Below are 21,633 nucleotides of genomic sequence, written 5' to 3' on the forward strand. Positions count from 1 at the left end.
CTCTGCCCAAGCCCGCCGCAAGGCGGGCTTTTTTGTTGCCATCCGATGCAGCGGCGCTCTGACCTCGTTAAACCTGGGTGACGCGAGCATTGCCCATGGCCGCCACCCAGACCAATCCCCTGCGCGTTGGCCTGCGCCAAGAGCGTGTGATCTCCCCGCAATGCCTGGTGATCTTCGGGGCCAGCGGCGATCTCACCCACCGCAAGCTGATCCCAGCGCTGTTTGAGCTATTCCGCCAGCGAAGGCTTCCCACGGAGTTCTCCGTGCTGGGCTGTGCGCGGCGCACCTGGAGCGACGAAGAGTTCCGCAGCCGCATGGCCGAAGCGATGGCCGGTGAGGTGAAGCAACACCAGAACGCCTGGGAACAATTCGCCGCTTGCCTGTTCTACGAGCCGGTAGATCTGCAGAAGGACGATGACGTGGTGCGCCTTGGCACGCGCCTCGAGGCCCTCGATCGGCAGCGTGCCACCCGGGGCAACCGCACCTTCTACCTCTCGGTGTCGCCTGCGTTTTACGGCAGTGGCTGCCGCGCCTTAGCGAATGCCGGCCTGCTGAAGGATCCAAGCCGCAGCCGCGTGGTCATCGAGAAACCGTTCGGCACCGACTACAGCAGCGCTCAAACGCTGAACCGGGTGGTGCAGAGCTGCGGCCAGGAGTCGCAGATCTTCCGCATCGACCACTACCTGGGCAAGGAGACGGTTCAAAACATCTTGGTGCTGCGCTTCGCGAACGCCATCTTTGAGCCGATCTGGAACCGCAACTACATCGCCAACGTGCAGATCACGGCGGCAGAAACCGTAGGGGTGGAAGAGCGTGCTGGGTACTACGAAACGAGCGGCGCCCTGCGGGACATGGTGCAGAACCACCTCACCCAAATGCTGGCGCTCACCGCCATGGAAACCCCGGGCCACTTCGATCCGGAATCGATCCGCAGTGAGAAGGCCAAGGTGCTGCAAGCCGCACGCCTGGCCAACGAAGACGAACCCTGGAAGTGTTGCGTTCGCGGCCAGTACAGCCGCGGTGGCAATCCAGCCAATCCAATGCCTGGCTATCGCGAGGAGCCAGGGGTGAATCCCGAGAGCACCACTGAAACCTATGTGGCGATGAAGCTGTTCATCGACAACTGGCGCTGGCAAGGGGTGCCCTTTTACCTGCGTACCGGCAAACGCCTGCCCAAACGGCTCTCCGAGGTTGTGCTCACCTTCCGCAAGGCCCCGGTGCAGCTGTTCGATGCAGCAGGCGGCACTCCCACCGCCAACCAGCTGGTGCTGCGCATCCAACCGGATGAAGGCGCCGGCTTTGTGTTCGATGTGAAGGCCCCGGGATCAGGCATGCGCAGCCGCCCTGTCGACATGCACTTCAGCTACGACGAAAGCTTCGGTGAACCCTCCGATGAGGGCTATGTGCGCCTGCTGGCCGACGCCATGCTCGGCGATCCCACCCTGTTCACCCGCAGCGATGAAGTGGAAGCGGCCTGGCGCCTCTACACCCCCCTGTTGGAGCTGATCGAAGATGCCCCCTCTCAGCTACCGGTGTACCCCTACGAAGCGCGCACCTGGGGTCCTGGCGCTGCCGACAACCTGCTGGCCGAGGACGGCCTGATGTGGCGTCGCCCCTGATCACTACCCGTTTGCTTCTTTGCTCCATCAACCGCCATGGCACCCCAGCTCACCCTGCAGGCCCCGCTTGAACTCCCCCCCAGCGAGGTCCCCCAATACCTCAACCGTCTCTGGAGCGAAAGCCTCAAGGATTCCAGTGGCGCCGCCACCTTCACCCTGGTGGTATGGGAGCCCTCCTGGCTGCAGCAGCAGCTCATCCGCACAGGCCGCATCGATGGCCCGATCAGCGGCCTTCTCAGCAATGAGCTACTCGAGGCCGCCCGCCAGGCGGCAGCTGAGCTGGGGCTGCCTGCGAGCACAGCTCCCACCGCACCGCAGCTCGCCTGGACCCTGGGGCAACAAACCGGCAGCCACAGCGCCGAAGATCTGCGCGGGCAATTCGTGGACCGCGCCATCAGCGCTCACCAGCCCCGCCGCCTGATCACCTTGGCCCCCACCCTGGAGGCGGGCAAGGGCCTGGAAACACTGGTAGCCGCCTACTGCCCCCTACCGGAGGAGCGCGGCATCAATGCTGATGCTTGCGGCGACGTGGTGGTGCTGCGCGGAGGGATGGGAGCCATGCAGCAGGGATTAACGATGCTGCAGGAGCTGATTCCTGCCGACCTGCCCTGCTGGGTGTGGTGGAACGGCTCACTGGATGAATCCCCCGATCTGCTGCAAGCCCTGGCGGTACCGCCACGCCGCCTGGTGGTGGATAGCTCCATCGGCGAACCGCGCCGCTGCCTGGATCTACTGGTGCAGCGGATCGAGCAGGGCCAAGCCGTGAACGATCTCAACTGGCTGCGGCTGCGCACCTGGAGAGAATCCTTGGCGATGGTGTTCGATCCACCCAGTCGTCAGAGCGCGCTCGATCAGGTGGTGCAACTCGATATCGACGTGGAGGGCCAGCACCCTGTGAAAGGCCTGCTGCTGGCGGCCTGGATCGCCGATCGGCTCGGCTGGCACCTGCTTAACAGCTATTGGATCGATGAGGCCAACGCCGATGGACGAGGCATTGGCGCTGAATTCCAGCGCAACGATGGCCAGAGCGTGCAGTTCCGGCTGATGCCAGTGCCGGTGGGGATGAGCAAGCTGCACCCCGGCGCGCTGGTGGGGCTGCGCCTGATCTGTGCACCGCCGGATCGCTCGCCGCTCTGTGTGATCCTCTGCTCAGAATCAGGCGGCTGCATGCGCCTGGAGGCGGGCGGGGTGGCTTCGATGGAGCTGGCTGAAGAGGTGGTGCCCCTGCCCAATGAGAGCGAGGAGATGGAAATGGCCCGCTTGCTGGGCGGCGGCCACGACAGCACCAATCCCCTGCTGGCCTCCGCTGCGGCGCTGGCTGCCAAGCTGCTGCCCAGTTAAAGCACGGCCCAAGGCCGTTCGGCTCTCACCATGCCCTGCCTGATCGCCGCCCCGGCCAGCGGCAGCGGCAAAACCCTGGTGAGCCTGGCGCTCACCGCCCTGGCACGGCGCCGGGGGAGCAGCATCCAAACCTTCAAGGTGGGGCCCGATTACCTCGATCCCCAGCTGCTCAGCGGCGCCAGTGGCCGCCCCTGCCGCAACCTCGATCCGCTGCTTTGCGGTGAATCCTGGGTGCAGCGCAGCTTTGCAGAGCACGGCAGCAAGGCCGATCTGGCCGTGGTGGAAGGGGTGATGGGCCTGTTTGATGGGCGCGGGCCCAGCAGCGAGGGCAGCTCAGCCCATGTGGCGGCTTTGCTGAAGCTGCCGGTGGTGCTGGTGGTGGAAGCCAGCCGCCAGGCGGGCTCCGTGGCGGCATTGGTGAGGGGCTTTCGCGATCACCAGCCAGGCCTACGCTTGGCCGGTGTGGTGCTCAACGGCGTGGGCAGCCCACGCCATCACGCCCTGCTGGCCGAAGCCCTAGCCGGCATCGCCATGCCACTGCTGGGGGCCCTACCACGGCACGAGAGCATGGAGCTTCCCTCTCGCCATCTGGGGCTGCTGCCGGCCCATGAACTGGCCGATCTCAACGAGCGGCAGGGGGCGTGGGCGGATCTGGCGGAACGGCATCTTGAGCTTGAGCAGCTCTGGCCGCTGCTGCAAGCACCCGCAGCGGCTCCAACCACCGACCCCAACCCCATCAGCCCAGCCAACGCCGGCGCCCCGACCACCATCGCCATCGCCAGCGATGCCGCCTTTCACTTCCGATACCCCGAGGCCAGCGAACTGCTGCATGGCCAAGGGATGCACGTCCAAGCCTGGTCTCCCCTCAACGATGACCCTCTACCGGAGGGCTGCCAGGCGATCGTGCTGCCGGGAGGCTATCCGGAGCTGCATGCGGAGCAGCTGGCCGCCAGCCGCCGCAGCCTGGCGGAGCTGAAGCGGGCGCATCAGCAGGGGGTGCCCATCTATGCCGAGTGCGGTGGGCTATTGCTGCTTGGCCAGCAGCTCAGCGACGCCCATGGCCAACTCCATGCCATGGCCGGGCTGCTGCCCTTCCAAGCTCAGCGCGGTGCCCTCAGTTTGGGGTATCGCACCGCCACCGCCCTGGGGAGCGGCCTGGTGCTGCAGCAAGGCGAGCAGCTCTGCGGCCATGAATTTCACCGCTGGCAGCTGTCACCCACCACCGTGGCTGAAGCTGAAACGCTATGGCAGCTTGAGGGCTGGGGGGCCCCGGCCCGGCATGAGGGCTGGAGCCGGCCGCAGCTGCATGCCAGCTGGCTGCATCTGCACTGGGGCGGCTGCCCTTTCATCCCCGAGCGCCTGGCCCAGGCCGCCCGGCTCACCACCCCTCTCTCCTCCAGCTGAGCAGACCTGATGGCCAACCCTGAACTCTGGTTGCTGCGCCACGGCGCCACGGAGTGGGCCCTGAATGGCCGCCACACCGGCAGCTCCGACATTCCACTGCTGCCCCAGGGCGAGGCCGAGGCACGGGCCCTGGCCCCTCTCCTCGGCCAGCAAACCTTTGAGGCTGTTTACAGCAGCCCACTGCAACGCGCGCAGCGCACCTGTGAGTTGGCGGGGCTTGGGGGCCAGGCGCGGCTTGAGCCGGATTTGCGCGAATGGGATTACGGCCAATACGAGGGGATCACCACCGCCGAGATCCGGCGCACGGTGCCCGATTGGACTGTGTTCAGCCACCCCTGCCCGGGCGGAGAAAGCCTCGAAGCGGTGCAACAGCGCTGCGAGCAGCTGCTGACCCGGCTAGCAGCGGAGCATCCCGGCGGCAGGGTGGCGCTGTTTGCCCACGGCCACATCCTGCGCAGCCTGGCCGGCTGCTGGCTTGGGCTTGGCGTGGCGGGCGGAGCCTTACTGGTGCTGAGCACCGGCAGCTTCTGCGTGCTGGGTAGCGAGCGTGAACAACGCGCGCTTCTGCGCTGGAATGCCCCCGTGCAGCTGCCGTAGCCAACCGGCCAACGGCATGCCAGCTTGAGGACCAGTGGTGGGAGACCTTCGCCCGTGAGCCAGAGGAAAGATGCTCCCGCCAAACGCAACACCCCTCGCCAGGTGGAATCAAGGGCGCCGGGCTGGCTGATCGCCGATGCCACCAGCCCAAGCCGCGGCAGCCGTGCCGTGCGGCAACGCGAATGGCTGCAGGTGGAACGGCCCGATCCCTCGCAGCTGCAGCGCATCGAGCGCTGGCAGCTGATCGTGCGCGGCCGGGTGCAAGGCGTGGGCTACAGGGCCGCCTGCTGCCAGAAAGCGCGGGAGCTGGATCTCAACGGCTGGGTGCGCAACCAAGCCGACGGCTCGGTGCAGGTACAGGCTGAAGGCGCCTCCCACAAGCTCACGGAGCTGCGTTTGTGGTGCGAGCGCGGGCCCCAAGGTGCTGGGGTCCACAGCGTGAGCCATAGCCAACTCGTCCCCACCAGGGAAGACTGGTTCGAAATCCGACGCTGAATTCGCCGCAATGACGAACGGCACCCTATGGGCTGAGCTGCTGGCCTATGGCAGTGGCATTGCCATCAGCCCCATCCACATCGGCCTGTTGCTGCTGCTGTTGCTGGGTCCCCAACCCCTGCGGCGTGGCGGGCTGTTTGTGCTGGCCTGGGTGGTGACCGTCACCACCATGGTGGTGCTGCTGCTCACCGTGGGGCACGGCCTGCTGCTCACCATGGAGAAGGGCAGCAGTCACCGCACCGGCCTCGACCTGCTGGCCGCAGGAGCACTGCTGGCCCTGGGGCTGAAGGAACTGCTGGATCGAAAAGAGGAGGGGCAAGAACCCCCCGGCTGGACCCGGCAGCTCGATCGCTTGTGCGCCATGCCCCTACCCCTGCTGCTGGGGGCCAGCTGCGCGATCGAGGTGATCAGTCCCGACGACCTGTTTTTGTTCGCCAAAGCCGCCTCCGCTCTGCTCTCCTCCGGCTTAACCCGTCTGCAAGAGGTGCTGTACACCGCTGGCTTCAGCCTGGCGGCCAGCCTGGCGTTGCTGCTGCCTTTCGGGGCGGTGCTCGTGGGCCGTGATCAGATGGTGCCCTTGCTCGAGAAGGGCAAACAAGTGTTGTTTGCCCGCGGTGATCTGCTGGTGGGGGGCATCAGCTTGGTGCTGGCGGGCTATCTGGGCTGGCAGGGCATCGAAGGCCTGCAACTCAGCTAAGCCTCAGGCACCCTGCTGCAGCCAGTCATGCCAGCAACGCCGATCGGCAGCGGTGCTGGCACCCTCGCCGCGGCGGTCATCAGCCACCAACCACACAGCCTGGCTAGCGCGGCTCACCGCCACGTAGACCAACTGGCGTCGCAGCACCGCATCACTGGGCCAAAACACATCTCCAGCCACAAACACTTCACCAAAGGTGCTGCCCTGGCTGCGGTGCACCGTGAGCACAGCCGCAGGCCCCAGCGAAGCAAAGGCATCGCGCACCAGGAAATAGCGCCTCCATAGGGCACGGCCCGCCTGCTTGCCGGCATCGCGGGCCTGCTGGCGCAGCTGACGCATGAATCCATCCAGTTCACTGCGAGCCTGGCTGCCGGCCGGAGGCAAGAGCCTCAGGGTGAGCCGCGCTTCGCCAGCTTCCACCTCGGCGCTGAGGGTATCGATCACCGGAGCGGTGAGACCATCGCCGCTGCCGATGCCGAAATCCGCCAAATCGCAGCGCTCTGGTGTCACATCACGCACCACCAGCTCGCGGTTTGAGCCCAGCAGCATGTCGGGCTCTTCGGCAGCCTCCTCACCGGCGCGGCAGGCCGGCGCCATCACGGCCGCGCGGCTGATCAACACCTCACCGGGCAGCACCGGCAGCTGATCCGCCATCTCACCATGGATAGCTCGTCGCGCGATCGGCACCAGCTGCTCAAGGGCGCGGTTGGTGTAACAGAGGATGCGGGCGTGATCGGGGTTGTCGAGCTCGGCGCCGCGGCGCAAGGCCGCCTGAGCGGCGGCCAGCCAGTCGGCGCGGGGCAGCACAGCCACCTGGCCATGGCTGTCGCGCACCGGGGGTAGGGCTGGCGGCTGACGGCAGGGAAGCTGGCCGTTACGCAGGCCCGTGGCCAGCTGCAACACAGGCCCCTGGTGGCGCACCACCTCACTGAGGCTGGCGGTTGCGGCCCGGCCCAGGCCAAACACAGGGCTGCCGGGCTCCCCAACGGGCGGCAGCTGGGCCGGATCCCCCACAAACACCAGCCGTGTGCGGAAGGGATGGGCGCAACGCAGGGCGATCTCCAGCAGGGTGCTGTCGACCATCGAGGCCTCATCCACCAGCACCAGCGCCAGGTTTTCCAAAGCAGCGGCTGTCTGCTCGGTTTCCTCGCAGCGCTCCAGATCGCCCTGCCGCTTCAGCTTCAACCGCAACAGCCGGTGGATGGTGCTCGGATACCAGGTGGGTTGCAGGCCAGCCCAGGCCAGCTGCTGGCGCAGCACCCCTACGGCCTTGTGGGTGGGGGCCACCACAGTCCAGCAGTGGCCGAGATCGTCCACCTGCTGAAGCAGATGGCGCGAGAGATAGGTCTTGCCGGTGCCGGCGTAGCCGCTCAGAACAAACGGGGTGCCGTCGTACGAAGACTTGAGCCAGGCCGCGAAGGCCTCGGCAGCTGCGGCTTGGCCAGCAGTGAGCGCCTCAGCCAACCGCCAGCCAGCCCCAGTGCTGCGCCAACAGCAGCGGTGAACCCACCCAAACCAAGCCCGGCAGCGCCACCAGCGGGCCGATCAGGCTGCCCACCAGCACCTCAAGACGGGTGTGGCCCAGGTTTTCTTTCAGAGGCTTGAGTTCGGGAGCCTGATCGGGATGCAGCTCCCAGAGGCCATCCGGCAAGCCATTCACCCGCTGGGCCGTGAGGCCGGCAGCACGGCGCACACCGGCCGCGTCGTAGAGCACCACAAAACACATCGTGGCCGCCAGCGCAAACACAGGCGAATCAAAGCCCTGCTGCCACCCCAACCCTGCTGCCGTGCCGGTGAGCAGCGCCGAATGGCTCGAGGGCATGCCGCCGGTTTCCACCAGCACCTTGGGGTTCCAACGGCGATGCACCACCAATTCGATCAGCAGCTTGGAGAGCTGGGCGCTGCCGCAGGCCGCCAGGCCCCACCAGAGGGCGCCGTTATCGAGGATGCCAAGCAACGGTGTGCTCATCGATCGCGGCTCGTGATGTAGTCGGCCAGGGCCAGCAGCGGTGCAGCCTGACCGCCGGCGCTCCAGGGCTCCAAGGCCGCTTTGGCCTCGGCCACCAAGGCATCGGCGCGCTGGCGTGATTCCTCCAGGCCCAGCAGCTTGGGATAGGTGGTCTTATCAGCGGTGAGATCCTTGCCGGCGGTCTTGCCGAGCACCTCACTGCTGGCTGTCACATCGAGGATGTCGTCGATGATCTGGAAGGCCAGGCCGATGCCCCGGGCATAGGTGCGCAGCGCCTCCAATAAGGCTTCGGGAGCACCGGCGATCAGAGCGCCGGTGAGCACGCAGGCCCGCAGCAGGGCTCCGGTCTTGTGCAGGTGGATGTACTCAAGGGTCTCAAGATCCACGTCTTTCCCTTCGCACTCCAGATCCACCACTTGGCCTCCCACCAGACCCGGAGCACCCGAGGCCAGGCTCAGTTCGCCCACCACCTTGAGCAGCCGCTCGGCGGGCACACCTGGACTGCGCAGGGCGACCATCTCAAAGGCACGGGTGAGCAGCGCATCACCAGCCAGGATCGCGTTGGCCTCGCCATACACCTTGTGATTGGTGGGCATACCGCGGCGCAGATCGTCGTTGTCCATGGCGGGGAGATCGTCATGGATCAGCGACATGGTGTGGATCATCTCCAGCGCCACCGCCGTGGGCAGCGCCAGCTCGCTGGTGCCGCCAGCCAACTCGCAAGCCGCCAGGCAGAGGATTGGCCGCAGCCGCTTGCCGCCCGCCAGCAGCGAATAACGCATCGCATCCCGCAGGCTCTCAGGCCGCTCGGGGCCAAGGGAGCCATCCAGGGCTGCCTCCACCTTCAGCCGTGCGCCTTCCAGGTAAGCGGCGAAGTCGAAGCCTGAAGCCTCGGCGGCGGGGCTATTGCCCAAACTGGAGACGGCCGCGGTCATGGGGGCTGGGCCTTGGGCCATCGCTGCGCGGATTCTCTCAGGCCAGGGCGTTACACGCCGCAGGATGCTGGTTCACGGCAACAGATCCGCCAGCGGCTGATCCAGATCACAGCGCTGGCACCAGCTGGCCACGGTGTTCACAAGCAACAGCGTCACGGTCATCGGGCCCACACCTCCAGGCACGGGGGTGATCGCACTGGCGATCGGCTCAACCTCCTCAAAGCGCACATCACCGCAGAGGCGGGCCTTGGCGCCCGGCTCGCTCTCCAGACGGTGGATGCCCACATCCACCACCACCGCACCGGGCTTGACATGATTAGCGCCAATCATGCGGGGCTTGCCGGCCGCCACCACCAGCACATCGGCCTGGCGGGTGAGCTCGCCGAGATCCGCCGTGCGCGAGTGGGCGATGCTCACCGTGGCGTTGGCCGCCTGAAGCATCAAGGCCATGGGCTGCCCCACCAGGATGCTGCGGCCCACCACCACGGCTCGCTTGCCGGCCAGCTCCAGATCAGCGGCCGCCAATAACGCCATCACACCAGCGGGTGTGCAGCTGCGCGGGCCCGGTTCGCCCTTGAGCAACCGGCCCAGATTGAGGGTATGAAGTCCATCCGCATCCTTGGCCGGATCGATGGCCGCCAGCAACGGCCCCTCATCCAGCCCAGCGGGCAGGGGAAGCTGCAGCAGGATTCCATCCACCGCCGGATCGGCGTTGAGCCGCTGAATCGTGTTCAGAACCTCGGCGGCGGGGGTATCGGCCGGGAGGTGAGCGCCGTGATTGGTGATGCCGATGCGGCTGCAAGCCTTCTCCTTGTTGGCCACATACACGCCGCTGGCGGGATCGTCGCCCACCCGCAGCACGGCAAGCCCAGGTGGACGTCCGGCCCGCTCCAGGCGATCCGCCACCACTGCCTGAAGGCGCTGCTCGATCGTTGCCGCCAGCTGACGGCCATCCAGACGCGTGGCCATGGGAATGGACGCACAACACTCCCTTCAGCATGCATCGGCATCGCTAGCGTGGTTGTAATGACGCCTCTGCGGTGATCCCCACGGGCCCTGTCTATCGCCCCTGGCGAACACTGATGCGGCTCTGGCGGCGGCTGTTGCGCGTAGAGACGCCGCGCCAGGCCATTGCGCCCTGGCGCCGCCGCGACTGGTTTGGCGTGGTGCTGGCCGCCCTGCTGGTGGCGATGGTGTCGAGCTGGCCATGGCTGGTGGAGCCGAGCTTGCGGCCCGGTGTGCCGGCCCCGTTCACCGTGCGGGCCCCGAAGGCCGCCACCGTGGTGGATTCGGATGCCCTTGAGCAGCGGCGCTCCCAGCTGGGGCCACGCACCCACGTGCAGGTGGTGGATCCACGCATCAACCGTGAACTGGAGCAGCGGCTTGAGCGCCAATTGCAAGCCATCCAACAGCTGGCCAGCACCGATCAGGAACAGGTTGCTCCGCTTGACCTCAGCCCTGAGGAGCGTGACTGGCTGGCCAACCTTCCTCCTGCACGGCTGAAAACCTGGGAAAACAACCTGCGCCAGGCCCACCAGCGCATGCTCCAGCAAGGGCTGGTGAGCAGCGTGGCCCACCGCCAGCTGGAGCAGGCGGCCGAGCTACAGCTCGACGAGCTCCAGGAACCTGGCCGCAGCCTCGGTAGCCGTGTGGTGGCCAGCTCCCTGCAGGGGCGCAGCAATCTGCGGATCGATGCCACGCTCAGCCAACGGCTGATTGAAGACCTGCTCACCCAGCAGGGGATCCCCACGATCAAGGTGCGCGAAGGCGAGCTGATCACCCGGCAGGGCCAGCCGATCAGCAATCAGTCGTATGCGGTGCTCGATTACTTCGGCTTGGTGAACCGGCGGCCACTGATCGGTGCCTGGTTGCTACATGCCGGTGAAGCCTTGGCGGCCTGCGGCGTGATGGTGCTGCTCCTACGCCAACACCGGGCCAGCCTTGAGCCGCGCCAGGCCCTACTGGCCCTGGGGCTACTGCTGCTGGTGCAGAGCTTCAAGCTCTGGCTTGGAGCAGCGGCGAGCCCATTAGCCCTGCTGGTGCCAGCCACGCTGCTGCTGGCCCAGGGGCTTGGCACCACCGCTGGGCTGAGCTGGGTGGCCATCGCCAGCCTGCTTTGGCCGCTACCGCTGGCCCCCTTCAACGATCAACGAATCCTGGTGGCTGCTGGTGTGGCCGCGGTAACAGCCGTTCTGGCCGGACGGCAGCGCAGCCGGGCACAACTGCTCCAGCTGGCGCTGCTGATTCCCGTGGGTGCGTTGGTGGCCGAGTGGTTGCTGCTGCAGCTGGCCGTGGCCAGCGGTGAGGGCGATGGACGCCTGCCTGTCGGTGCCGATCTCCCGGGCGAAGCGGTGTTGCTGGGAGGCCTGCTGCTGGGGGTGCTGCTGATCAGCCCGATGGTGGAAAGTTTCTTCGATCTGCTCACCCGGGCTCGGCTGCTGGAACTAGCCGATCTGGAGCGGCCGCTGCTGCGGCGTCTCTCCTGCGAAGCGCCCGGCACGTTTGAGCACACCTTGATGATCTGCGGACTGGCCGAGGAAGGCGGCCGCTCGATCCAGGCGGACATTGATCTGATCCGCACCGGTGCTCTGTATCACGACGTGGGCAAACTGCACGGCCCGCAGTGGTTCATCGAAAACCAGATGGGCACCGACAACCCCCACGACAAACTCGATGACCCGAAGCTCAGCGCCGGGATTCTGCAAGCCCACGTCGATGAGGGTCTGAAACTGGCTCGCCGCTACCGGCTGCCCAGGCCGCTAGCCGACTTCATCCCCGAGCACCAGGGCAGGTTGAAAATGGGCTATTTCTTGCACGAGGCCCGGCGGCGCAACCCGTCCACCTGTGAAGCCGATTTTCGTTACCGCGGCCCAATCCCGCGCAGCCCGGAAACCGCGGTGCTGATGCTCGCCGATGGCTGCGAGGCCGCCCTGCGCTCCCTCCCGCCTGACACCAAGGAAGAGGAAGCCAAAGCGATGGTGCGCCGCATCGTGGAGGCCCGCTGGCGCGACGGCCAACTGCTCGACAGCGGTCTGAGCCTGGCGGAGCTGGAGCTGCTGGTGCGCGCTTTCGTGCGGGTGTGGCGGCGGATGCGCCATCGTCGAATCCCCTATCCGATCCCGGCCCGCAAGGGCTACAGCGCCTGATGCACGCCAGCCCCGAGTCCGCCAACCGCTGGCAGCACGCCTGGTACCCGGTGGCCTTCCTGCGCGATCTCAACCCCCAGCGCCCCACACCTTTCACCCTGATGGGGGAAGACCTGGTGCTGTGGTTCGAGCGCAGCAGCAGCCATTGGCGGGCCCTGGCGGATGTGTGCCCGCACCGGCTGGTCCCCCTCTCCGATGGTCGGCTCAACAGCGCCGGACACTTGGAATGCCCTTATCACGGCTGGACCTTCAACGGCGCAGGGCACTGCACCGCCATCCCTCAGGCCGCGGAGGGCAGCGCGATCGGCCAGCGCAGCCATTGCCGCAGCTACGCCACCGCCACGGGCCAGGGGTTGCTGTTTGTGTTCAGCGGAGATGCAGCCGAAGCAACAGATCACCCCCTGCCACTGGTGCCAGAGATCGATCAACCCGGCTGGCTCGTGCAGGACACGTTCCGCGATCTGCCCATGGATGCGCTCACCCTGCTGGAGAACGTGCTGGATGTGAGCCATGTGCCCTTCACCCACCACGCCACGGTGGGGCGCCGCGAGAACGCCGGCCCGGTGGAGCTGGAGCTGAGCAGCTTCGGGCCGGAGGGGTTCACCGGTGTGTGGCAGGAGGGGCCTCGGCGCGGAAAGCTCGGCAGCCAGTTCACCGCCTACGCCGCCCCATCACTGATGTGGCACGACCTCACAGCCAAGGGCTTTGCGCGGATTTTCACGGTGGTGTACGCCACGCCAATTCGTCGAGGCGAGTGCCGGCTGTTCGCCCGCTTTCCGTTCCAATTTGAGTCACCCTGGCCGGCGCGGTTGCTGAGCTTGCGGCCGCAGTGGCTGCAGCACCTTGGCAATCACGTGGTGCTGGAAGACGATCAACTCTTCCTGCACTGGCAGGAGCGGGTGCTGGAGCACCGCGGCGGCAGCCCTGAAGCGATCCGCAGCTTTCATCTCCCCACCAGCGCTGATCGCTACGTGCGCGCCCTGCACGACTGGGTGAATCGCTACGGCGGCGAGCCGTTCCCAGACGTATCGCTCCCCCCCCGCCAGGGGCGTCAGGAGCTCATGGAGCGCTACGAGGCCCACACCCGCCACTGCCGCAGCTGCGCGGGAGCCGACAGGCGATTGCAACAAGTGCAACCCTTGAGCTGGGGGCTGGCCGCACTCGCCGCCGTCGGCGCCGCCTGGCTCGGCCCTGGCATCCCTGGACTTGCGGCCCTGCTGTTAGCTGGTGCAGCCGCGCTGAGTGGCCTGCGCATACGCCGCTGGCTCAAGTTGTTGCGCTACGGCAACGGCCTGCCGCCACGCAACCGCTGACGCTCGCCACGCTCAGCCCACCAGGCTCGCCACTTGCGATCCAGGATCAGCCCTGCCGCCACCAAGGTGATCGCATTGGCGACGATCAGGGGGCCATCGCCGGTGAACAGCCCATACACGCCCCAGAGGGCAACGCCGCTGCTGAAGAGTGCATACATGCGCAGGGAGATGGCAGAGGTATCACCGCTGCGCAGGGTTTTGATCGCCTGCGGGATGAAGCTCAAGGTGGTGAGGCTGGCCGCGGTGTAGCCGAGCAGGGCGATCGCTGGGGAATGGGGGCTCATGGGGCTGGGAGCTGAAAGGGGATGGGAGCTTCAACCACCAACCGCTGGCCGCTGGCGGGATGCACCAAGCTCAATCCGGCTGCATGCAAATGCAGGCGTGTGCTGGGCAGTGGGGCATCCAACGGCCCATAGAGCGGGTCCCCCAAGATCGGATGTCCTAGGGCTTGGAGATGCACCCGCAGCTGGTGGGAGCGGCCGGTGCGGGGCTCCAGCGCCAGGCGGCTCACGTCGGCTGCAGTGTCCAAGCATTGCCAGACGGTGCAGCTTGGCTTGCCCGCCGGATCAACGCCATAAAGCGGGGGGCGATGCTGGCGCTTGGCGATGGGCAGCTCGATCAGCCCCTCGGCGGCATCCGGCACACCGTGCACATCCGCCACGTAGCGCTTCTGCACCTGGCGCTCAGCAAACAGTCCGCTCAAGGCCCGATGCAGCGCTGACGTGAGCGCCACCAGGATCAGGCCCGAGGTATCGCGGTCGAGGCGATGCACCAGGAGCGCCTGGGGCCAGCAGGCCTGCACGCGGCTGATCAGCGAATCGGCGAGCTCGGGGCCCAGCCCTGGCTGGCTGAGCAAGCCGGCCGGCTTGTTGAACACCAGCAAATCACCTTGCTGGTGCACGATCCAATTGGGATCGAGGGAGTCCGGCATCAGCATCAGCGCTGGCATGGCCGTTGCGGCCTCACGCCGCCACACTGACAGCAGCAGCCCCCCGCCGGATGGCACTGGATCGCTTCAAGCAAGCCTTGGCGGCGCTTTTGGATCAGGCCCCCAGCGATCCGCTGGAGCGTGATGAATACTTCGAGCTCCACACGCTGCCCGCAGCCACCGGCGAGGGATTCGAGGTGGTGATTTGCGATGAGGAGAATGAGATCTTCGCGGTGATCTACACCGAGCGTCTCTTTGATGAGGGGGAGCCCGGCCAGGAGGCCGTGGAGGCCTTGGTGCCTGAATTTCTTCAGCAGGCCTTCGGGCTGGAGCCGGAGGAATGGCAAAGCACCGAGCCCTTTGATCTGGGCTGGCGCAGCCGTGAATACCTCTGGTTCATGGAGTTCAGCGTGCCTGGGCTCACGCCCACCTGTCGCTTCGATTAACGCTCCAGCTGCAACACCTGCAACTGCTGGCGGGGCCGGCTGATCAGCAGCAGCGCGCCAGGCCCCTCCGGCCAGGGCAAACCCATCGCCCGTCGCAGAGCACCCCGCTCCACCAGGCCCATGCCGCAGGTTTCCACCAGCAACGCCGGCAGGGTGCTGGTGCTGCCGCGCATGGCTTGCAGATCCAACGCCTGCTGTGCCGCCCGCGTGCTCCGCTCTAGCCCCAGCAGCTCCACCAGCTCACCCCAGAGGTGATTCACCGGCGTGCAGGCCGCCAGATCCAGATCGTGCACATCCATGCCACAGCGAGCCGCCTCCGCCCAGCTTGCCGGTTCAATCGCGATGGAGTTGAACGAAGTGCGGGGCGAACAGCAACACGCGTTCCCCCAGGCGCTCCTGCTGCGCATCGAGAGCGAACGCGCCGCCGGCCATGAAATCTGCAGCCCGCTGCATTTGATCAACCGGCAGGCTGGTGAGATTGAGCAGCACGGTGGCGTGATCGCGCAGGGCCATCACCGCCTCCTGCACCCCGTCAAAACTGGTGGGCTGAAACAGCATCACCTCCGCCCCCCAGGCATGGGGATTGGGCGCACCATCAGAAGCGAAGGGATCCATCCCCGCAGATTGACGGCTCCAAGCCCCCAACGCCAGGGGGGGCACAACGGCTCACGGTTGATCTGCGGCAAAACGCTCCAGCATGTCCTGGCTGGGATGAATGGTTTCCAGCTCGTCTTCGTTGTCGAGAAAAGCCTCAAACGAGCTGTAGCGGCGAATGCAGGGAGGAGCTTGGCCAGCCTCAGCGAACACCTCTTGCCAGCTCAACTCCTTCGGCTTGATCTCTTGAAAGTTGAGCAGGGCTTCCTCGAGATCGGCGGCATCGCCGCAGCCCTCGCCACGCCAGATCAACTCATAAAACGTCATGCCCGTCAGGCCGGTTCACACCAGCAGAGCATGGGCGGCCTTGCCGTGGGTGTGTTCAGATCAACTGAGGATGGGCAGGGTCCCCTTTGAACGGCCCCTGCACGGCTGAAGTGATCCAGCCGCCATAGAACCCGCCTGGCTGGGGCTCCACCCGCTCCCCCTCCACCCAGCAGCCATCCATCAGGCCTGGATACAGCGCGTACCAGCCAGCCAGCGCAGCAAAAGGGGCCGTGGGCTCGGGGTACGTCCACACCGCCCGCTCCAAACGTTGATCACCCACCACAACGGAGGAGTAGCGGGCCACGCCCTTCCACTCGCAAAAGCTGCGGCCGGCAGCTGGTTGCAGCAGCTCCAGCTGAACAGCCTCTGGAGGCAGGTAGTAGGTGGGTGGATGAAAGGTTTCCAACACCCGAAAGCTGCGACGGGTCTGCACCAGCAGCGCACCGAGGGCCCGCACCTCGATCAGCTGCTCACTTGCCACCATCACGGGCGGGCGTGGGTAGTCGGCGACCCGTTCTACCTGCGGCTCCATGGGCTCAGCCCGGAATAAAGCTGCGCAGCCGGCGCGCTTCCTCTCCGGCGCGACGCTGCAACTCCAGGTCACTGAGGTGCTCCTCCTCCCGCAGCTGGGCCTCGATCACATCCTGCTCCTGCACCGAGAAGCCCGCCGCCTGGGCGATCTGCAGCAGCTCCTCAAGATCGAGCGGCTGCTGCAGCCGCAGCGCCAATTCGGGCTGCTGACGTGCATGGGCGAGAAAGGCGTCGAGCTGTGTGAGCGACAAGAAACAACCTGAGCTGTGGTCTGTCCTAGCCAAAAGCCTCGCCAAGGGAGGCACCGCGTTCCAAACTTGGCGCATTCGAGCCCTCTCCATGAGCAGCAGCTCCAACACCCCGCAAGCACCACTACCCACCTGGATGCGCCGCACGGGCGCGGCACTCACGGCACTGGTGTCGGTGTTGTTTGTGGTGCTGCTGCTTCAGGTGCGCCAGCAGGGCGAGCGCATTCAAAAACTGCAAGACCAGCTGCAAACCCTGGAGAACGACAACGACCTCGACCGCACCAATGCCCTCGAAGAACAGGTGCGCTCCACCGCCGAGCGGCTGCAGAACCTCGAGGGGCTCGACCAGGCGGTGCGGAGCCTGAGGAACGAGCAGGCCAGCCTGCGGGCCCAGCTGCGCGCCTCGCAGCGCGAGCCCGAATTCCCCCTCGATGAAGGCCTGACACCTAAGCCAGGCCGCCTGCCGGCCTTGCCGCCGCTTCCGAGCGGCCAGCCATGAAGCCAGCCACAGCCGCCCGCCGGCTGGCCCAGGTGCAACAGCCGGTGATTCCGGTGATGGGAGAGCTCATCCGGCAGCACCCCGGCACCCTGTCGTTGGGCCAGGGGATGGTGAGCTGGGCACCACCGGAGCAGGTGCACAAGGCCATCGCTGTGGCCCTGGGGCAAGCTTCAGCGCCCCTCGATCGCTACGGACCGGTAGCAGGCGATCCAGCCCTACGCGACGCCCTGAGCCATTGGTTGCAGGAGCAGCACAATCTGGATCTCGAGGGCAGCGAGCTGCTGATCACCGCCGGCAGCAACATGGCTTTCAACGCCTTGATGCAGGTGCTCTGCGATCCCGGCGACGAGGTGATCCTCCCGGTTCCCTACTACTTCAACCACGAGATGGCGATCCGCCTGGCCGGCGCCACACCCATCGCTGTGGCAGCCGGCGTGGTGCCCGATCCCGAGCAACTGGTTGCAGCGATCACTCCCCGCACCCGGGCGATCGTGACCATCTCCCCCAACAACCCCAGCGGCGCTGTGATCCCCCGCGACCGGCTGGAGGCGATCAACCGATTGGCCGCCGAGCGGGGCCTGCTGCACATCAGCGATGAGGCTTACGCCCTGTTTAGCCACGGCGGACCTGCAGTGTGGAGCCCCGGCAGCAGCCGCGGCAGCGGAGCCCACACAATCACGCTCGGCTCCCTCTCCAAGAGCCATGGCATGGCGGGCTGGCGGATCGGCTGGGCCGTGGTGCCTCACACGCTGATGGCTGCCCTGGCAAAAGTGCAGGACACGATCCTGATCCACCCGCCGCAGATCAACCAGATCGCAGCCCTAGGGGCTCTGGCTGCCGGAGCCGACTGGTGCCGCACACAGATCGCTGAACTGGCCGCACGGCGACAGCAGGTGTTCACGGCCCTGCACCAGGTCAATGCGCCCTGGCAACTGCTGGCCCGGCCCGATGGGGCTTTCTACGCCTTGCTTCAGCTGGCCTCGCCGCTGAGCAGCGATGCGGCCATGGAGCGCCTGATCCGCGAGCACGGCGTCGCCCTGGTGAGCGGTAGCAGCTTCGGGCTAGAGGGCTGCTGCCTGCGGCTGAGCTACGGGATGCTCGATGCCGATCCATTGGCTGAAGCACTACGCCGGCTGGTGGGCGGCCTGGAGCAGCTGGCGGCGGACTGAGGCCAGGGAGCTGCTGAGGTTGAGACGGTGTCCGAGAACGGATATCCACGGATATCCGGTGGTGGAGAGCCCCAACAACACACCCCAACGATTCCGGCTCAGATCAACCAAAACCGCCTGGCTTCTCGCGGCTCAGCGACAACGACACGTTGCTCTGCTCAGGCCTTGACTGAGGCTGCGCGGCAGAAGCGGCATCGGCGGACTGGGGCACGGCCACCACGTTGAACGCCAGCGACCAACGCTCACCCTCCCCGCGGAACGGTGCTACCGAGTGGGGCTGCCAGGCCGGAAACACATAGAACTCACCGGGCACCGGCAGCACGTATTTGGCCATGCCAGTGCGGAAGCTCTGGATGTGCCACTCCTCCGGGCCGTGAAAGCACAACTGCCCATCGAAGCTGTCGTTCACGATCTGCGGCGGCACCTGCAGGAAGATCACCCCCGAGAAGCTGCCGCCATGGGTGTGGGTGGGGTTGTAGTCGCCAGCGCGCTGGACATTGAGCCAGACATCGATCATCTGCAAGCGATAGCGGCCTGGGGTCCACGGACCACGGCCATTGGGCGGCTGCTGATCGATCACATGGCGAATCCAGCGCTCGCAGGCGGGGATCAACACCGAGGCGCATAACTCGGCCACCGCCGGATACTGCGGCCCCAGCTCTCGCTGCAACGCCAGCTGCCCGGCCAGTTTGGCGGAGGCATCCGGAGTCACCCCAGGGTTATCGAGCACTTGCCGAGCCAGCTGCTGCAGGGCCTCCAGCAGACGAGGCTCCAGGGTTCCCTTCAGCAGGTAGCGGGGGAACAGGCTGAGCACCTCCATGCTGGTGGAGGCGTTGGCGTCATTCAGCTGGGCCATGCGCGGTGGAGCGGGCGGTGGCGGCAACCTCAGCCTTTCACGGCATCGCCGCTGGCGCTGGGCAGGATGTAACGCTGCAAGCCAATAAACAGGGCCAGCACCGGCAGGATCGACACCACAGCCCCGGCTGCCACAAGTCGCCAATCCAGCGAGAAGCTGCTGGCCAGCTGCTGCAAGCCCAGAGGCAGGGTGTAGAGATTTGGATCGTCGAGGATCACCAGCGGCCAGAGGAAATCACTCCAGGTGCCGATGAACACGAACATCGCCAGCGTGATCAGATCGGCGCGGGCGGCGGGGATCATCACGTTCCACCACTCGCCCAGGGGCGTGCAGCCATCAATGCGGGCCGCCTCCTCAAGCTCTGCCGGTACCCCGCTGAAGCTCTGGCGCAGCAGGAAGATGCCAAAGGCGGTGGCGGCCTGGGGAATGATCAGCGCCCAGAGGGTGTTGCGTAGCCCCAGCTGCACCATCAGTAGATACAGGGGAATCATCACCACCTGGAAAGGGATCAAGATCGTGGCCACCACCAGCGCCAGCACCAAGCCGCGGCCGGCAAAACGCATCCGCGCCAATGGGTAGGCCGCCAGCGAGCAAAACAGCAGATTGGCCAGCACAGCGAGGCCGCTGACGATGGCGCTGTTGCGGATGTAGCTGAGCATCGGGTTGTCAGCAAACAACCGCTGATAGGCCTCAAGGCTCGGCTCACTGGGAAGCAGCGCCGGTGGCGTGGTGAAGATGTTTTCGGCGGGGCCCTTCAGGGAGGTGCTCACCAGCCAAAACAGCGGCACCAGCATCGCCAGGGCGATCAGCAGCAGCAAAGCCAGCTGCAAGGCGCTGGCCAGCAGCGTGCGGGGCTGACCACTCCCGGGTTGAGCCATCAGAGGCGCGGGCGCTCGGCTGGAGTGAGATCTCCAACCGGCAAGGGAGCCTTCTGAGGATGCAACGGCGAGCGCTGGCTACCAGCTGCCAGACGATTCAGGGCATTCACGAAGGCCTGAGCCGCTGCCACCACGATGTCGGTATCAGCGGCATGGCCGGAGTAGAGCACGCCATCAGCTCGCAGGCGGATCGTGACCTCACCCATGGCATCGATGCCCTCGGTGACCGACTTCACCGAAAACTCCACCAGCTCATTCGGCACCCGCGCCAGCCGATTGAGGGCCTGGCAGACCGCATCCACCGGACCTGTGCCGATAGCGGCCTCAGTGATCTCGGCCCCGTCGCTGTTCACCAGCGTGACCGTGGCGGTGGGCTGCAGGTTGGTGCCGGTGCTCACCTGCACCAGCTTGAGGCTGTAGCGGGCTTCATCCTGCTGCTGCACCTGCTCGCTCACGATCGCTTCGAGATCGCGATCACTGATCTCGCGCTTGCGGTCGGCCAACTCCTTAAAGCGGGCGAAGGCGTCGTCGAGGTCTTCGCGCTCGAGGTTGTAACCGAGCTCTTCCAGGCGAGCGCGGAAGGCGCTGCGGCCGCTGAGCTTGCCCAGGGAGATGCGGTTATCAGCCAGGCCGATGGTGCGCGCATCAATGATTTCGTAGGTGAGGCGGTTCTTCAGCACGCCGTCTTGATGGATGCCGCTCTCGTGGGCGAAGGCATTGGCACCCACGATCGCTTTGTTGGGCTGCACCGCCATGCCCGTGAGATTGCTTACCAGGCGTGAGGTTTTGTAGATCTCCTCTGTGCGCACACCCGTGAGCGGATCGGCGCTCTCAGGCGCACGACCGAGGAAGGGGTTGTAGTAGCTGCGGCGCACATGCAACGCCATCACCAGCTCCTCAAGCGAAGCGTTACCGGCCCGCTCACCGATGCCGTTAATCGTGCATTCGAGCTGGCGAGCACCGCTCTTCACCGCCTCGAGGAAATTGGCCACGGCCAAGCCAAGGTCGTTGTGGCCGTGCACAGAGATCACAGCCTGATCGATGTTGGGCACATGGCGGTTGATGCCCTCGATCAGGGCGCCAAATTCCGTTGGAGTGGCGTAACCCACCGTGTCAGGAATGTTGATCGTGGTGGCGCCAGCAGCGATCGCCGCCTCGATCACTTCGTACATAAATTCGGGATCGGAGCGACCGGCGTCTTCGCAGGAGAACTCCACGTCGTCAACGAGGGAACGGGCATAGGCCACCATCTCGCCAGCGATCTTCAGCACCTCAGCGCGGCTCTTGCGCAGCTTGTGCTCAAGGTGGATGTCGCTGGTGGCGATAAAGGTGTGGATGCGTTTGTTCATCGCCGGGGCGACGGCCTCAGCGCAGGCCTTGATGTCGCCCTTGGCCGCGCGGGCCAGGCCACAGATCACCGGCCCTTGGTCTGTGCCCACCGTGGCCGCAATCCGCTGCACGGCGTTGAAATCACCGGGGCTCGCGAAGGGGAAACCAGCCTCGATGATGTCGACTCCGAGACGAGCCAGCTGCTGCGCGATCGCCAGCTTCTCCTCAAGGTTGAGGCTGGCACCCGGGGATTGCTCCCCATCACGCAGGGTGGTATCGAAAATCAATACCCGGCCGGGGTCGCGGGCCATG

General features: G+C 66.1%; 25 protein-coding genes. 11 read left to right on the forward strand and 14 right to left on the reverse strand.

All coding sequences use genetic code 11. The features are described 5' to 3' along the window. Positions 1–95: 95 nt before the first annotated feature. The 6 genes from zwf to KJJ24_RS07255 are packed head-to-tail and all read left to right on the forward strand — an operon-like array spanning position 96 to position 6,153. Positions 96–1,619: a glucose-6-phosphate dehydrogenase gene (gene zwf, locus KJJ24_RS07230; RefSeq protein ID WP_214343004.1), complete on the forward strand. Its 1,524-nt coding sequence runs from the start codon at positions 96–98 to the stop codon at positions 1,617–1,619. A gap of 36 nt (positions 1,620–1,655) precedes the next feature. Further along, positions 1,656–2,960, forward strand: coding sequence for a glucose-6-phosphate dehydrogenase assembly protein OpcA (locus KJJ24_RS07235; protein ID WP_214343006.1), 1,305 nt, complete (start codon positions 1,656–1,658; stop codon positions 2,958–2,960). A 30-nt stretch (positions 2,961–2,990) separates the two neighbouring features. Continuing rightward, on the forward strand, positions 2,991–4,364 hold the full coding sequence (locus KJJ24_RS07240; protein ID WP_214343008.1) for a cobyrinate a,c-diamide synthase: 1,374 nt from the start codon (positions 2,991–2,993) through the stop codon (positions 4,362–4,364). A gap of 9 nt (positions 4,365–4,373) precedes the next feature. After that, the gene (locus KJJ24_RS07245) at positions 4,374–4,961 is read left to right on the forward strand and encodes a histidine phosphatase family protein (RefSeq protein WP_214343010.1); all 588 of its coding nucleotides are present in this window, start codon (positions 4,374–4,376) and stop codon (positions 4,959–4,961) included. A 54-nt stretch (positions 4,962–5,015) separates the two neighbouring features. Next, on the forward strand, positions 5,016–5,456 hold the full coding sequence (locus KJJ24_RS07250; RefSeq protein WP_214343011.1) for an acylphosphatase: 441 nt from the start codon (positions 5,016–5,018) through the stop codon (positions 5,454–5,456). Positions 5,457–5,466: 10 nt separating this feature from the next. Further along, positions 5,467–6,153 (forward strand): GAP family protein, encoded by a 687-nt coding sequence (locus KJJ24_RS07255; protein ID WP_214343012.1) that lies wholly within the window; start codon positions 5,467–5,469, stop codon positions 6,151–6,153. Between the two features lie 3 nt (positions 6,154–6,156). On the opposite strand, the gene KJJ24_RS07260 is transcribed toward KJJ24_RS07255, so the two are convergent. The 4 genes from KJJ24_RS07260 to folD form a co-directional block, all read right to left on the reverse strand. Then, positions 6,157–7,617 (reverse strand): ATP-dependent RecD-like DNA helicase, encoded by a 1,461-nt coding sequence (locus KJJ24_RS07260; RefSeq protein ID WP_214343016.1) that lies wholly within the window; start codon positions 7,615–7,617, stop codon positions 6,157–6,159. Continuing rightward, a complete protein-coding gene (locus KJJ24_RS07265; RefSeq protein WP_214343018.1) occupies positions 7,610–8,122 on the reverse strand; it encodes a divergent PAP2 family protein in 513 nt (170 codons plus the stop codon). Before KJJ24_RS07265 ends, KJJ24_RS07260 begins: the two co-directional genes overlap by 8 nt. Continuing rightward, on the reverse strand, positions 8,119–9,057 hold the full coding sequence (gene crtE / locus KJJ24_RS07270) for a geranylgeranyl diphosphate synthase CrtE (RefSeq protein WP_214343020.1): 939 nt from the start codon (positions 9,055–9,057) through the stop codon (positions 8,119–8,121). Before crtE ends, KJJ24_RS07265 begins: the two co-directional genes overlap by 4 nt. A 72-nt stretch (positions 9,058–9,129) precedes the next feature. Beyond that, entirely contained in the window at positions 9,130–10,026 is an 897-nt protein-coding gene (gene folD, locus KJJ24_RS07275; RefSeq protein WP_214343022.1) for a bifunctional methylenetetrahydrofolate dehydrogenase/methenyltetrahydrofolate cyclohydrolase FolD, read from the reverse strand. A gap of 113 nt (positions 10,027–10,139) precedes the next feature. On the opposite strand from folD, the gene KJJ24_RS07280 reads away from it, so the two are divergent. Both KJJ24_RS07280 and KJJ24_RS07285 read left to right on the forward strand, forming a co-directional pair. Then, the gene (locus tag KJJ24_RS07280; protein WP_214343024.1) at positions 10,140–12,203 is read left to right on the forward strand and encodes an HDIG domain-containing metalloprotein; all 2,064 of its coding nucleotides are present in this window, start codon (positions 10,140–10,142) and stop codon (positions 12,201–12,203) included. After that, positions 12,203–13,516: a Rieske 2Fe-2S domain-containing protein gene (locus tag KJJ24_RS07285; RefSeq protein ID WP_214343026.1), complete on the forward strand. Its 1,314-nt coding sequence runs from the start codon at positions 12,203–12,205 to the stop codon at positions 13,514–13,516. Before KJJ24_RS07280 ends, KJJ24_RS07285 begins: the two co-directional genes overlap by 1 nt. Here KJJ24_RS07285 and KJJ24_RS07290 read toward each other — a convergent pair. After that, positions 13,483–13,800, reverse strand: a complete 318-nt coding sequence (locus KJJ24_RS07290; RefSeq protein ID WP_214343028.1) for a SemiSWEET family sugar transporter — start codon at positions 13,798–13,800, stop codon at positions 13,483–13,485. The genes KJJ24_RS07285 and KJJ24_RS07290 overlap by 34 nt on opposite strands. Then, positions 13,797–14,447, reverse strand: coding sequence for an RluA family pseudouridine synthase (locus tag KJJ24_RS07295; protein ID WP_250544974.1), 651 nt, complete (start codon positions 14,445–14,447; stop codon positions 13,797–13,799). Before KJJ24_RS07295 ends, KJJ24_RS07290 begins: the two co-directional genes overlap by 4 nt. Before the next feature lie 68 nt (positions 14,448–14,515). Here KJJ24_RS07295 and KJJ24_RS07300 point away from each other — a divergent pair, with 68 nt between their 5' ends. Further along, the gene (locus KJJ24_RS07300) at positions 14,516–14,890 is read left to right on the forward strand and encodes a hypothetical protein (protein WP_214343030.1); all 375 of its coding nucleotides are present in this window, start codon (positions 14,516–14,518) and stop codon (positions 14,888–14,890) included. Here the strand turns inward: KJJ24_RS07300 and KJJ24_RS07305 are convergent. Genes KJJ24_RS07305 through KJJ24_RS07325 form a run of 5 tightly spaced genes read right to left on the reverse strand, consistent with a single transcriptional unit; the run spans position 14,887 to position 16,593 of the window. Next, positions 14,887–15,189 (reverse strand): hypothetical protein, encoded by a 303-nt coding sequence (locus KJJ24_RS07305; protein WP_214343033.1) that lies wholly within the window; start codon positions 15,187–15,189, stop codon positions 14,887–14,889. The two genes, KJJ24_RS07300 and KJJ24_RS07305, sit on opposite strands and share 4 nt — an antisense overlap. Positions 15,190–15,223: 34 nt before the next feature. After that, positions 15,224–15,505, reverse strand: a complete 282-nt coding sequence (locus KJJ24_RS07310; RefSeq protein ID WP_214343035.1) for a cell division protein SepF — start codon at positions 15,503–15,505, stop codon at positions 15,224–15,226. A 51-nt stretch (positions 15,506–15,556) separates the two neighbouring features. Continuing rightward, the gene (locus KJJ24_RS07315; protein WP_214343037.1) at positions 15,557–15,811 is read right to left on the reverse strand and encodes a hypothetical protein; all 255 of its coding nucleotides are present in this window, start codon (positions 15,809–15,811) and stop codon (positions 15,557–15,559) included. 55 nt (positions 15,812–15,866) lie between these two features. Next, positions 15,867–16,343: a DUF427 domain-containing protein gene (locus KJJ24_RS07320; protein WP_214343039.1), complete on the reverse strand. Its 477-nt coding sequence runs from the start codon at positions 16,341–16,343 to the stop codon at positions 15,867–15,869. Positions 16,344–16,347: 4 nt separating this feature from the next. After that, entirely contained in the window at positions 16,348–16,593 is a 246-nt protein-coding gene (locus tag KJJ24_RS07325) for a Nif11-like leader peptide family RiPP precursor (RefSeq protein ID WP_214343041.1), read from the reverse strand. Between the two features lie 88 nt (positions 16,594–16,681). On the opposite strand from KJJ24_RS07325, the gene KJJ24_RS07330 reads away from it, so the two are divergent. Both KJJ24_RS07330 and KJJ24_RS07335 read left to right on the forward strand, forming a co-directional pair. After that, positions 16,682–17,089 (forward strand): hypothetical protein, encoded by a 408-nt coding sequence (locus KJJ24_RS07330; RefSeq protein WP_214343042.1) that lies wholly within the window; start codon positions 16,682–16,684, stop codon positions 17,087–17,089. Further along, the gene (locus KJJ24_RS07335; protein ID WP_214343044.1) at positions 17,086–18,258 is read left to right on the forward strand and encodes an aminotransferase class I/II-fold pyridoxal phosphate-dependent enzyme; all 1,173 of its coding nucleotides are present in this window, start codon (positions 17,086–17,088) and stop codon (positions 18,256–18,258) included. Before KJJ24_RS07330 ends, KJJ24_RS07335 begins: the two co-directional genes overlap by 4 nt. Positions 18,259–18,361: 103 nt before the next feature. On the opposite strand, the gene KJJ24_RS07340 is transcribed toward KJJ24_RS07335, so the two are convergent. From KJJ24_RS07340 to KJJ24_RS07350, 3 genes are read right to left on the reverse strand one after another with little or no spacing between them, the layout of a single operon-like run. After that, positions 18,362–19,114, reverse strand: a complete 753-nt coding sequence (locus tag KJJ24_RS07340) for a putative 2OG-Fe(II) oxygenase (protein WP_250544975.1) — start codon at positions 19,112–19,114, stop codon at positions 18,362–18,364. Positions 19,115–19,143: 29 nt separating this feature from the next. Next, a complete protein-coding gene (locus KJJ24_RS07345; RefSeq protein WP_214343046.1) occupies positions 19,144–19,992 on the reverse strand; it encodes a carbohydrate ABC transporter permease in 849 nt (282 codons plus the stop codon). Then, on the reverse strand, positions 19,992–21,632 hold the full coding sequence (locus tag KJJ24_RS07350; RefSeq protein ID WP_214343048.1) for a 2-isopropylmalate synthase: 1,641 nt from the start codon (positions 21,630–21,632) through the stop codon (positions 19,992–19,994). Before KJJ24_RS07350 ends, KJJ24_RS07345 begins: the two co-directional genes overlap by 1 nt. Between the last annotated feature and the right edge of the window lies 1 nt (position 21,633).

Source organism: Synechococcus sp. LA31 (assembly GCF_018502385.1).
GTDB lineage: Bacteria > Cyanobacteriota > Cyanobacteriia > PCC-6307 > Cyanobiaceae > Vulcanococcus.

Coding starts and splice junctions, on each gene's coding strand:
- zwf (WP_214343004.1), top strand. CDS start 96: ATGGCCGCCACCCAGACCAATCCCCTGCGCGTTGGCCTGCGCCAAGAG.
- KJJ24_RS07235 (WP_214343006.1), top strand. CDS start 1,656: ATGGCACCCCAGCTCACCCTGCAGGCCCCGCTTGAACTCCCCCCCAGC.
- KJJ24_RS07240 (WP_214343008.1), top strand. CDS start 2,991: ATGCCCTGCCTGATCGCCGCCCCGGCCAGCGGCAGCGGCAAAACCCTG.
- KJJ24_RS07245 (WP_214343010.1), top strand. CDS start 4,374: ATGGCCAACCCTGAACTCTGGTTGCTGCGCCACGGCGCCACGGAGTGG.
- KJJ24_RS07255 (WP_214343012.1), top strand. CDS start 5,467: ATGACGAACGGCACCCTATGGGCTGAGCTGCTGGCCTATGGCAGTGGC.
- KJJ24_RS07265 (WP_214343018.1), bottom strand. CDS start 8,122: ATGAGCACACCGTTGCTTGGCATCCTCGATAACGGCGCCCTCTGGTGG.
- crtE (WP_214343020.1), bottom strand. CDS start 9,057: ATGACCGCGGCCGTCTCCAGTTTGGGCAATAGCCCCGCCGCCGAGGCT.
- folD (WP_214343022.1), bottom strand. CDS start 10,026: ATGGCCACGCGTCTGGATGGCCGTCAGCTGGCGGCAACGATCGAGCAG.
- KJJ24_RS07280 (WP_214343024.1), top strand. CDS start 10,140: ATGCGGCTCTGGCGGCGGCTGTTGCGCGTAGAGACGCCGCGCCAGGCC.
- KJJ24_RS07285 (WP_214343026.1), top strand. CDS start 12,203: ATGCACGCCAGCCCCGAGTCCGCCAACCGCTGGCAGCACGCCTGGTAC.
- KJJ24_RS07290 (WP_214343028.1), bottom strand. CDS start 13,800: ATGAGCCCCCATTCCCCAGCGATCGCCCTGCTCGGCTACACCGCGGCC.
- KJJ24_RS07295 (WP_250544974.1), bottom strand. CDS start 14,447: ATGCCGGACTCCCTCGATCCCAATTGGATCGTGCACCAGCAAGGTGAT.
- KJJ24_RS07300 (WP_214343030.1), top strand. CDS start 14,516: ATGGCACTGGATCGCTTCAAGCAAGCCTTGGCGGCGCTTTTGGATCAG.
- KJJ24_RS07305 (WP_214343033.1), bottom strand. CDS start 15,189: ATGGATGTGCACGATCTGGATCTGGCGGCCTGCACGCCGGTGAATCAC.
- KJJ24_RS07310 (WP_214343035.1), bottom strand. CDS start 15,505: ATGGATCCCTTCGCTTCTGATGGTGCGCCCAATCCCCATGCCTGGGGG.
- KJJ24_RS07315 (WP_214343037.1), bottom strand. CDS start 15,811: ATGACGTTTTATGAGTTGATCTGGCGTGGCGAGGGCTGCGGCGATGCC.
- KJJ24_RS07320 (WP_214343039.1), bottom strand. CDS start 16,343: ATGGAGCCGCAGGTAGAACGGGTCGCCGACTACCCACGCCCGCCCGTG.
- KJJ24_RS07330 (WP_214343042.1), top strand. CDS start 16,682: ATGAGCAGCAGCTCCAACACCCCGCAAGCACCACTACCCACCTGGATG.
- KJJ24_RS07335 (WP_214343044.1), top strand. CDS start 17,086: ATGAAGCCAGCCACAGCCGCCCGCCGGCTGGCCCAGGTGCAACAGCCG.
- KJJ24_RS07340 (WP_250544975.1), bottom strand. CDS start 19,114: ATGGCCCAGCTGAATGACGCCAACGCCTCCACCAGCATGGAGGTGCTC.
- KJJ24_RS07345 (WP_214343046.1), bottom strand. CDS start 19,992: ATGGCTCAACCCGGGAGTGGTCAGCCCCGCACGCTGCTGGCCAGCGCC.
- KJJ24_RS07350 (WP_214343048.1), bottom strand. CDS start 21,632: ATGGCCCGCGACCCCGGCCGGGTATTGATTTTCGATACCACCCTGCGT.